This window comes from Nocardiopsis listeri (genome assembly GCF_020741345.1).
GTDB lineage: Bacteria > Actinomycetota > Actinomycetes > Streptosporangiales > Streptosporangiaceae > Nocardiopsis > Nocardiopsis listeri_A.
The window spans coordinates 1-9004 of record NZ_DYZD01000460.1; the positions used below are offsets into that span (position 1 = coordinate 1).

Genomic DNA, 9004 nt, shown 5'->3' on the forward strand with positions numbered 1-9004 from the left:
TCCGCACGCCCTTGTACCTGTGGCCACTACCGACGTCGGTAGTGGCCACAGGTACAAGGGCGTGCGGACCCTGTCAGGGGGTGGGGTCCGTGGCGAGGTCGGCGGCTTCGATCTCCTCGCGGGTGATGCCCAGGATGAAGGCGATGGTGTCCAGGTAGGGCACGTTGACCGAGGTGTCGGCCTGGCGGCGGACGACGGGCTTGGCGTTGAAGGCGACACCCAGGCCGGCGGTCTGGAGCATGTCGAGGTCGTTGGCACCGTCACCGATGGCCACGGTCTGGTTGAGGGGGACTCCGGCCTCCTCCGCGAACTGCTGGAGGGTGGTGGCCTTGCCCTTGCGGTCGATGATCGGACCGACGAGGCGGCCGGTGATCTTGCCGTCGACGACCTCCAGGGTGTTGGCGGCTGAGTAGTCGAGGTCGAGGCGTTCCACGAGGACGTCGGTGATCTGGGTGAAGCCCCCGCTGACGATGCCGCACTCGTAGCCCAGGCGTTTGAGGGTGCGGATCAGGGTGCGGGCACCGGGGGTCAGTTGGATCTCGCCACAGACCTTCTCGATGGCGGAGGCGTCCAGGCCTTCGAGGAGGGCGACACGGCGGCGGAGGGACTCCTCGAAGTCCAGTTCGCCGCGCATGGCCTCCTCGGTCACCTTCGCGACCTCTTCCTCACAGCCCGCGTGGGCCGCGAGGAGTTCGATGACCTCGCCCTGGATGAGGGTCGAGTCCACGTCCATGATGACCAGGTGCTTGCCTCGTCGGTGCAGGCCACCGGCCTGTACGGCGACGTCCACCCCCTGGGTGGCGGACTCCATGGCCAGTTCGGCGCGGAGGTGGTCGGCGTTGCCCCCGGAGATCTCCATCTCCACGGAGGTCACCGGGTAGGCGGACAGCCGTTCGATACGGTCGATGTTCGCGCCGGAGCGGGCCACACACGAGGTGATGGCGCTCAGGGCACCGGGACGTAGGGGGGAGGCCAGCACGGTGACGTGCAGATGCTCGTCGCCGTTGGCGTTGACCCGCCCGTTCCCGTCGGCGTACTCGACGTCCATGTCGAGGTCGATCGCGGTCTTGTCGAGTGCGGAGCGGACCTCTTCGTAGACGCGCTGATGGCTCACCCCCGGGGCGACCTTCTCATCCACCTCGAGCACGGTCCCCAGTACCAGGCGCCCACCGAGAACGACCTGCTCCAGGTCGACGATGGTCACCGGGAAGACGGAAAGGGTGCTCAGCAGACGCGCGCTGATCCCGGGACGGTCGTGCCCGGTCATCGTTACCAACAACGTGGATTCATCACTCATGGCGTAGTCCACGGTACTCGGCCGTGGGACGCCCGTGGCGGTCAGGGGATGAGGTTTGCGCAGCTCGTTCACTATGTGGACAGGTGACCGAGTGTCCAGGGCCCCGATGGTGCGAGGCAGATCACTCGCCGCGCTTGCCCTTGCGCTTCTTCTTGACCTTCTTCGCCTTGACGTCCACCCCGCCCAACATGCAGGTTCCGGTCAGGTGTACGACCGGGGCGTTGGGGTCGGTGACCTGATCGGTGCCGTGGAGGTCGGTGCCGCCCAGGATCGCCGAGGTGTTGTTGATCACTCGTACGCCGTGCGGCACGGTGATGTCCACCCCTCCGAGGATCACGGCGAGCTGGATGGTGACCTCGTGACGGCTCAGTACCGCCTCGCGCAGGTCCAATTCGACCCCGCCGCAGAGGACCGACACGTTGGTGCGCGGCTCGACGAGCCAGCGTCCACGGCGTTCCGCGGCGCCGAAGACCGCCACCAGGTTCTCCGAGCCCTTGCTCTGGCCGGCGAGGTCGCGGGCGTCGCTGCCGAGTATCTCCATGCCATCGGTTGTGTCGCCGCGCTCCGTGCCGCCGAGGCCCGGTAGCCCGGGGACCCCGGACCGGGGAAGGTCGGACACGATGGGGCCGAGTTCGCCGATGGTCTTGGCCTTGTAGAGGGTGTCCAGACGTTCCTCGTGTTCGACGGGGCTGAGGCGACCTTCGGCCAGCGCCTCCCGGAGCCGTTCGGCAACCTGGTCCCTGTCCGCGTCGGAAGCTCGGATGTGATCGGGTTGCATGATGACGGCTCTCCTCCTCGGTGGGTCGGCCCGGAAACGGCCGCACACTCAAGTATCGGTGTGTTGGACGAGATTCCGGATCAGGTGTCGTCCCTGGTTCGTCCCGGAGTCTCCCCACCCTCGACACCAGGGTCCCACTCGTGTCCTCTCCGGGCCATACCCCTGTCCGGGCGGGCTCCGCGCTCTCAGGGCAGTTCTATCGCCGCGTGCGCGGCGATCAGGGCGCGACGCACGACGCCGTCCAGTTCCCGCAGGGCTTGGGCCCTCAGATCGATCTGGTGGGCGTGCATGCCGCGTCCGGAGCCGGGTTCGGCGAGAGCCACCACCTTGGCGAGCCTTTCCGCCTGGGCCGCGACCCGGTGGGCGCGTGGTGGGTACCCGTGGGCGAGGAGCGGGGTGCCCGAGTCGCCGAGGTCCCCCAGCGCGCGGTGGACGGAGGGCGAGAAGGAGGCCACGTCGTCCACCCCCTGAAGCTGTTCGGCGACCCGCACCAGGGTGAGTTTGAGTCGTCGTTCGGCGTCGGAAAGGTCCGGAACCTGAGGTATGCCGTCATTCGCCGGATACGGGGCCCATGAGACGCCCACATAGGATGAACCACGTCGGTCGGGGGAGGGCACCAACCCCACCTGCCGTTCGGCGAGCTGCACCAACACCCCCTCCTGTGCCTCGATCGCCGCTCGGTTGAGCTCGGCGGGGCCGATCAGTCCGCAGGGATCGCCCCAGGTGGGCAGCGCCAAACGGAACGCGGACAGGCCCAGGCCACGAAGACGTACCAGGGCGGCACGCAGCGGTACGCCGCTGTCGAAGGGCAGGTCGCCGGGCGGTACTGTCCCGATCAGGTTGGGGCCGCCCCGACGTTCGACGGCGTCGACGGCGTCGTCCAACCCGACGTGGCCCGAAAGCCAGGCGTTGCCCCAGGCGACGAGTGGTGCGGACGTCAAATGCATTGCTACAGGGTAGGGCGGCCCGTGCACCGGCGTGGGACGTGAGAGAAGGAGGATGATGGACGGGCGTGTTCTGGGCCTGAACGGGGTCACGGTACGACGAGGCGGGGCGAACCTGCTGGATGGCGTGGACTGGTCGGTGCTCGAGGGGGAGCGCTGGGTCATCCTCGGTCCCAACGGAGCGGGCAAGACGACCCTGCTGAACGTGGCCTCCAGCCAGCTGTATCCCACCGCGGGCAAGGTGGAGGTCCTCGGGGAGCACCTCGGGGGCGTGGACGTGTTCGAGCTGCGGCCGCTGATCGGTTACGCGGGCGCCTCCGTGTCCGGTCGGATCGAGGAGGACACCCCGGTTCTCGACCTGGTGCTCAGCGCCGCCTACGGCTATCTGGGTCGGTTCCGGGAGGAGTACGGGGTTCCGGACTACGGGCGTGCCCGTGCGTTGCTGGGCCACTGGGGAGTGGGCGAGCTCGCGGACCGCTTCTTCCACACCCTGTCCGAGGGTGAACGCAAACGGGTGCTGATCGCGCGTGCGCTGATGTCGAACCCGGAACTGCTGCTCCTGGACGAACCCGCGGCCGGGCTGGACCTGGGCGGGCGAGAGGACCTGCTGCGTCGGCTGGGCAAGCTCGCGCACAACGAGGCCGCGCCGGCGCTGGTCGTGGTCTCCCACCATGTGGAGGAGATCCCGCCGGGATTCACCCACGCCCTGCTGATCCGTGAGGGTCGGGTGGTGCAGGCCGGTCCCTTGGACGAGGTGATGACCGCGGAGCACCTGAGCGAGACCTTCGGGCTGGGGTTGAAGGTCGAACGCGACGGTGGTCGTTGGTCGGCCCGCGCCGTCTGAGGTCCATCGCGCTTCGAGCGGAACCGGATCCCCGCTGCCTTCTCTGAACGCCCCGGTGGCCTTGTCGGCACCGGGGCCCTTCTGTGAAGGGAGTGATTGGGGATGTGTTTATGGAAGAAATCCTAGGGTCCGTAATTCCTATTTCCGTCCGGATGTGGTCGTCCCGGATGGGTATGGGGTAGCGTCGTCGAACAGTGGGCGGATCGCTCTATTTCGGCGCGCTTTATGACGGGCGGCCTAGGGCGCGGTCCGCTCCCGTGCTGCCTGTCACCCCCGTCAGCAGATCCGGAGCCGCCCCAGATGTCGTCACTGAACACCGTCACCCGGACCGACTCGGTGGGGGGACGGTAACCGTGCCCACGATCATCATCGTCGCACTCTTCGTCGCCGTCCTGTTGATCATTTTCTGGCGAAGCGTGCGCATCGTTCCGCACTCCATGGAAGACGTGGTCGAGCGTTTCGGTAAGTTCCACCGCACGCTCAGCTCGGGCTTCAACATCGTCATTCCCGGCGTCGACCAGGTGCGAGAACGTATCGACCGCCGTGTACAGGTCGTCAGCTTCCCGCCGCAGTCCGCGATCACCGAGGACAACCTCGCGGTCGAGGTCGACTCCGCGGTGTACATCCGGGTGGTCGACGCCTACCGGGCCACCTACGAGGTCGCCAACTTCATCCAGGCGGTCGAACAGCTCACCCTGGCGACCCTGCGAAACGTGATCGGTGGCATGAACCTGGAGGGCACGCTCACCTCCCGTGACCAGATCAACCGCGAGCTCAAGTCCGTCCTGGACGAGGCGACGCGGGACTGGGGCATCGAGATCAGCCGGATCGAGCTCAAGGGCATCGAGCCGCCGTCCTCCGTGCAGGAGGCGATGGAGATGCAGATGCGCGCCGACCGGGAGAAGCGGGCCCAGCTGCTCAGCGCGGAGGGTGAGAAGCAGTCCGCCGTGCTGCGCGCCGAGGGTGAGCGCTCCTCGTCCGTGCTGCGCGCCAAGGGTGACGCCGAGGCCCAGATGCTGACCGCCAAGGCCGACGCCGATGCCCAGACCATGCGGGCCCGCGGTGAGGCGGACGCCATCCACATGGTCTTCAAGGCCCTGCACACCAGTCGGGTCGACCCCGACGTGCTGGCCTACCAGTACCTGCAGAAGCTCCCGGAGATCGCCAAGGGCGACGCCAACAAGGTGTGGATCGTTCCGGCGGAGATGGGTCAGGCCCTGCAGGGTGTGAGCAGCGCCTTCGAACGCATCCAGAACGAGGTCGTCAAGATCCCGACCTGAGTCGGGTCGTCCGCCGACCGCTTCCGTGCTCCGGCCCCGTCCGTCCATCGGGCGGGGCCTTCGCGTGTCGGGGCGCGGGTGAACCGGGGCGCGCGGGTCAGGCCGTACCCGGCCTGATCATCGGATGACCGGGTCTCGTAGTCTGTTCGGGCCCTCGACGGTCGGGGAGCCGCGGAGCGGAAGGCGGGGCGATGGAACTCTGGGAGGCCGTTGCCATCCTCCTCGCGGGGATGGCCGCCGGCGGCATCAACGCGATCGCGGGATCCGGGACCCTGTTCACCTTCCCGGTGCTGCTGGCCCTGGGCTATCCACCGATCACCGCGACCATCTCGAACAGCGTCGGCCTGGCACCCGGAACACTCAGCGGAACCATCGCCTACCGGCGTGAACTGGCCGGGCAGCGGACGCGGCTGATCAGGTTCGGCGTCATGTCCTTCTTCGGGGCGCTGACCGGTGCGACGCTGCTGGTCTATCTGCCGCCCGGGGTCTTCGAGTCCGTGGTGCCGTTCATGATCGGTGGCGCCTGCCTGCTGATCGTCTTCCAACCCAGGATCACCAAGTGGGCCAGGGCGCGTAGGCCGGCCCACGAGAACGGTGGGGTCTTGATGCCCGTCGGCGCCTACGGAGCGGGTACCTACGGCGGCTACTTCGCGGCGGCGCAGGGCATCATCCTCATGAGCCTGTTGGGCTCCACCTTGGACGACGACATCCAGCGGCTCAACGCCCTGAAGAACGCCCTCGCCACCATCGCCAACAGCACGGCGGCCGTGTTCTACATCGTGCTCGCCTCACCGGCGTGGCCGGTGGTCGGGCTTCTCGCGGCCGGGACGATCGTCGGTGGCTACCTGGGCGCGAACTTCGGCCGCAGGCTCAGTCCGACGGCGTTGCGCGTCGTCCTGGTGATCGTCGGCCTGTCCGCCGCCGCGCAGATCATCATGGGCCGGGTCTGACATCCCCGGCGCCGTTGCAAGACCGGTGGATCAGGCCCGGAAGTAGCCGCGGCGGTCGGCGTCGTCGATGAGCGCGGTCGCGTACGATCCCAGCGCCTCGGAGCCCTCCACGATCAGCTTCACGTTGGCCATGACCTGGGATCGGGTGATCCCGAACCGTACCCAGGTACCGCCCTCGTTGTGCCAGTTGGCGAGCATGGGGGACAGTCGGTCGATGGCCCGGGCGAAACGCGCCTCCGCCGTCTGTCGGGCCTCGAACTCCTCCCACAGCTCACGGGCCGACGCGGCCTGGTCCGCGGGCAGCAGGGGGAAGATGCGGTCGGCGGCGGCACGCTCGCGCTCGGCCTGGGACTCGACGTCGCCGGGCTGGAAGACGAAGGTGTCGCCGGCGTCGATCTCGACGATGTCGTGGATGGAGAGCATCTCGATGACACGGTCGATGTCGGTGCCCTCGGGCGCGTACTCGGCGAAGGTCCGCGCGCACAGGGTGAGGTGCCAGGAGTGTTCGGCGGAGTTCTCTCGGCGAGAGCCGTCCACCAGCAGGTTCCTGCGTAGTACGCGCTTGAGCTTGTCCACTTCCAGAATGAAGCGCAGCTGAGCGTTCAGCCGTTCGTTGTCGACCCCGCTGGCAAAGACCGGTGCCGGTTCCGTCACGTGGTTCGCCCTCCTGATGGATGAACGGATCAGGTGGGACCGCTGGCGCGGTCGCCACTGGATGATCCCATGGAACGCGTGCCGCCTGTCGCCCCGACGACGGGGAGGCGGCTTGGGGGGGGAAGGAGGGGGCATGCCCCCGGTGAACGTCGGGGATCGGCCGTGTTCTCGCTGTGGCCGGCCCCGAGGTTTCTTCTATCAGTGTGCCTGATCCGTCCGCACCTGCGGGGGAACGGGTAGGTGCCGGTGGAACCATTCGGTCAGTGCTCGGTCGGCCAGAACCCCGGCCGGGGTGAGCGGTCCGGGCTCCAGGCCGGGCTCCGGGCCGATGGAGTGTGCCAGGTCGGGCACCACCATGTGACGGAGCGCATGTTCGTGGCCGGGGGCGTCCGGGGTCCCACCGAGCCCTCGCACCAGGTCGCCGTGGAAGGCCCGCCCGTGGTCGGGTGGGGAGACCTCGTCCGCGCCTCCGCCGACGATGAGCAACGGGGTGCGGTTCCGGGTGATCTCCGGGGCTCGCGCGTTCATGTCCAGCCAACCGCGGGTGCGTTGGGCCCGGGTGTTCCAGCGGTAGGGGGTGCCCGTGCGGCGTTCGCGGGCCGACATCAGCAGGGTGGGGTCGACGATCGGGTTGATCACCGCGGCGGCCCCGATCGGGAGGCGGTCCTCGGCGAGGGCCAGGAGCACCGCGGTGGCTCCGGCGCCGACGCCGACCAGGCCGGTCGGGGTGTCGGCGACGGGCAGGAACGACCGGAGTTCCGCGTCGACCTTGCGCAGTTCGGCGGCGGCCTCTTCGACCACGGGGCCGAAGAGCTCGACCAGGTAGTCGCGTTCTCCGCGCCGGTTGATCTCGGCGACGCCGCCCTCGGGCAGCCGGGCGCCGAACAGGGGCAGCCCGAGGTAGACCCGCCATGCCGGGAGCGCCGACATGGGGATGGTCCCGGCGAGGGCGGATTCACTGCGGGGTGGTTCGAAGGCGTGCAGGCCGATGACGAGTGGGGCGGGTGCGGGGGCCGCCACCGCCGGGGGCAGGGCGAGGAAGGGCACGCCCGCGGCGGTCCCGGTTGTCGGTACTTCGATGGCCGGCGCGTCGACTACCACGGATGGTCGCCTCCGTTGCGTTCGGAGAAGTGGGACAGGTAGCTGCTGACGAGGCGTTTGGCCTCGTACACCAGTGCGACATCGCCTTCGGGGTTGTCACGGAAGGCGAGCTTGAGGACGGCGTCCGCCGCTTCCACGGACACGTGGACGGCTCTGTCGAGTTCGTCGTTGTCGGGGAGTCCGGTGACCGAAACGATGATCTTGCGCAGGCGCACCGAGATCACCCGGTTGTTGTCACTGCCACCACTGAGGAGGCGGGGGTCGACGATGTCGCCGAAGTGGAGGCTGCGAAAGCCCGGCACGTTGCGATGCATGTCGATGTACTCGTCGATGATGGTATCGACGGCCCCGGTCCAATGGCTGAAGGACGCGTCGGCGAGTCGTTCGGTGACCCTGGCGCTGAACTGGTCGAGGAAGCGCAGCCCGAGCGCCTGGGTGATCGCCTTCTTGTCCGGGAAGAACTGGTAGACGGAGCCGATGGCCACGCCCGCCCGTTCGGCGATCCGTGTGGTGGACAGGTTGTCGTAGCCGACCTCGTCGAGGAGGTCGGCGCAGCAGTCGAGCATGCGCTGGACTCGGACCATGCTGCGTTGTTGGGCGGGGAGCCGGCGTAGCGGTGCCTGCGCGAACGCGAGTTCGTCGTTGGCGACTCTGGCAGGTCCACGGCTCTCACGCTGGGGGGCGGCCCCGTCGGTCGGCTCCGGGGAGCGTCGCGCGCGCGGGGGTGTTGAGCTTCGGGAATTGGTCGTCACGTCTCCTATGATGCCTTTTCGGATTCACCTGGTTCCGGGGAAATTCCAGTTTCGTTCCGAAGTTCCGCGTGGGCACTTGTCCGCTTCGGGTGATTCATTCGTCCTTCCTGGTCGGGCGGGTCGATGGAAGTGGTTGAAACTTGTCCTATTCGGCCGCCGTTATCATTCGATGTCGCTGTCGGTAGTCGGATTGTCGCTTCACGGGTTCGAGTGGGCGGATCGTCCATCCGTGTGCGGACGCCGGGACGCGACCCCACTGCAACCGTTTGCAGTCGACGCATGGCATGGTGGGTCCGGGCCCGCACATCCATCCCTCCAGGAGGTTCAGGCATGACCACGGCCATCCCCGACACCACGGCGGAGGAACTCGACGCCGTCATGGAGCGCGCGGTCGCCGCCGCTCC

The 9004-nt window shown here is 68.1% G+C and carries 9 protein-coding genes; 3 read left to right on the forward strand and 6 right to left on the reverse strand.

Annotation, left to right across the window (positions count from 1 at the left end):
- Positions 1-73: 73 nt before the first annotated feature.
- From serB to K8V84_RS24905, 3 genes are all read right to left on the reverse strand, one after another.
- Positions 74-1297, reverse strand: a complete 1224-nt coding sequence (gene serB / locus K8V84_RS24895) for a phosphoserine phosphatase SerB (protein ID WP_304079155.1) — start codon at positions 1295-1297, stop codon at positions 74-76.
- Between the two features lie 121 nt (positions 1298-1418).
- Entirely contained in the window at positions 1419-2075 is a 657-nt protein-coding gene (locus K8V84_RS24900) for a DUF1707 domain-containing protein (RefSeq protein ID WP_304079156.1), read from the reverse strand.
- A 185-nt stretch (positions 2076-2260) separates the two neighbouring features.
- Positions 2261-3022 carry a hypothetical protein gene (locus K8V84_RS24905; protein ID WP_304079157.1) on the reverse strand — a complete coding sequence of 254 codons (762 nt, stop codon included), beginning with the start codon at positions 3020-3022 and terminating at the stop codon, positions 2261-2263.
- 55 nt (positions 3023-3077) lie between these two features.
- Between K8V84_RS24905 and K8V84_RS24910 the strand changes: the two genes are divergently transcribed.
- The 3 genes from K8V84_RS24910 to K8V84_RS24920 all read left to right on the forward strand — a co-directional run bounded on the left by K8V84_RS24910 (position 3078) and on the right by K8V84_RS24920 (position 6093).
- Positions 3078-3863 carry an ABC transporter ATP-binding protein gene (locus tag K8V84_RS24910; protein ID WP_304079158.1) on the forward strand — a complete coding sequence of 262 codons (786 nt, stop codon included), beginning with the start codon at positions 3078-3080 and terminating at the stop codon, positions 3861-3863.
- 353 nt (positions 3864-4216) lie between these two features.
- Positions 4217-5143, forward strand: coding sequence for an SPFH domain-containing protein (locus K8V84_RS24915; RefSeq protein ID WP_304079159.1), 927 nt, complete (start codon positions 4217-4219; stop codon positions 5141-5143).
- A gap of 191 nt (positions 5144-5334) precedes the next feature.
- Positions 5335-6093, forward strand: a complete 759-nt coding sequence (locus K8V84_RS24920; protein WP_304079161.1) for a sulfite exporter TauE/SafE family protein — start codon at positions 5335-5337, stop codon at positions 6091-6093.
- Between the two features lie 30 nt (positions 6094-6123).
- On the opposite strand, the gene K8V84_RS24925 is transcribed toward K8V84_RS24920, so the two are convergent.
- From K8V84_RS24925 to K8V84_RS24935, 3 genes are all read right to left on the reverse strand, one after another.
- Positions 6124-6747: an HD family hydrolase gene (locus K8V84_RS24925; RefSeq protein WP_304079162.1), complete on the reverse strand. Its 624-nt coding sequence runs from the start codon at positions 6745-6747 to the stop codon at positions 6124-6126.
- Between the two features lie 198 nt (positions 6748-6945).
- Positions 6946-7848, reverse strand: a complete 903-nt coding sequence (locus K8V84_RS24930) for a S9 family peptidase (RefSeq protein ID WP_304079163.1) — start codon at positions 7846-7848, stop codon at positions 6946-6948.
- Complete coding sequence (locus K8V84_RS24935) at positions 7842-8432, reverse strand: TetR/AcrR family transcriptional regulator (protein WP_304079164.1); 591 nt, start codon at positions 8430-8432, stop codon at positions 7842-7844. The genes K8V84_RS24930 and K8V84_RS24935 overlap by 7 nt, the downstream gene beginning before the upstream one ends.
- Positions 8433-9004 lie beyond the last annotated feature (572 nt).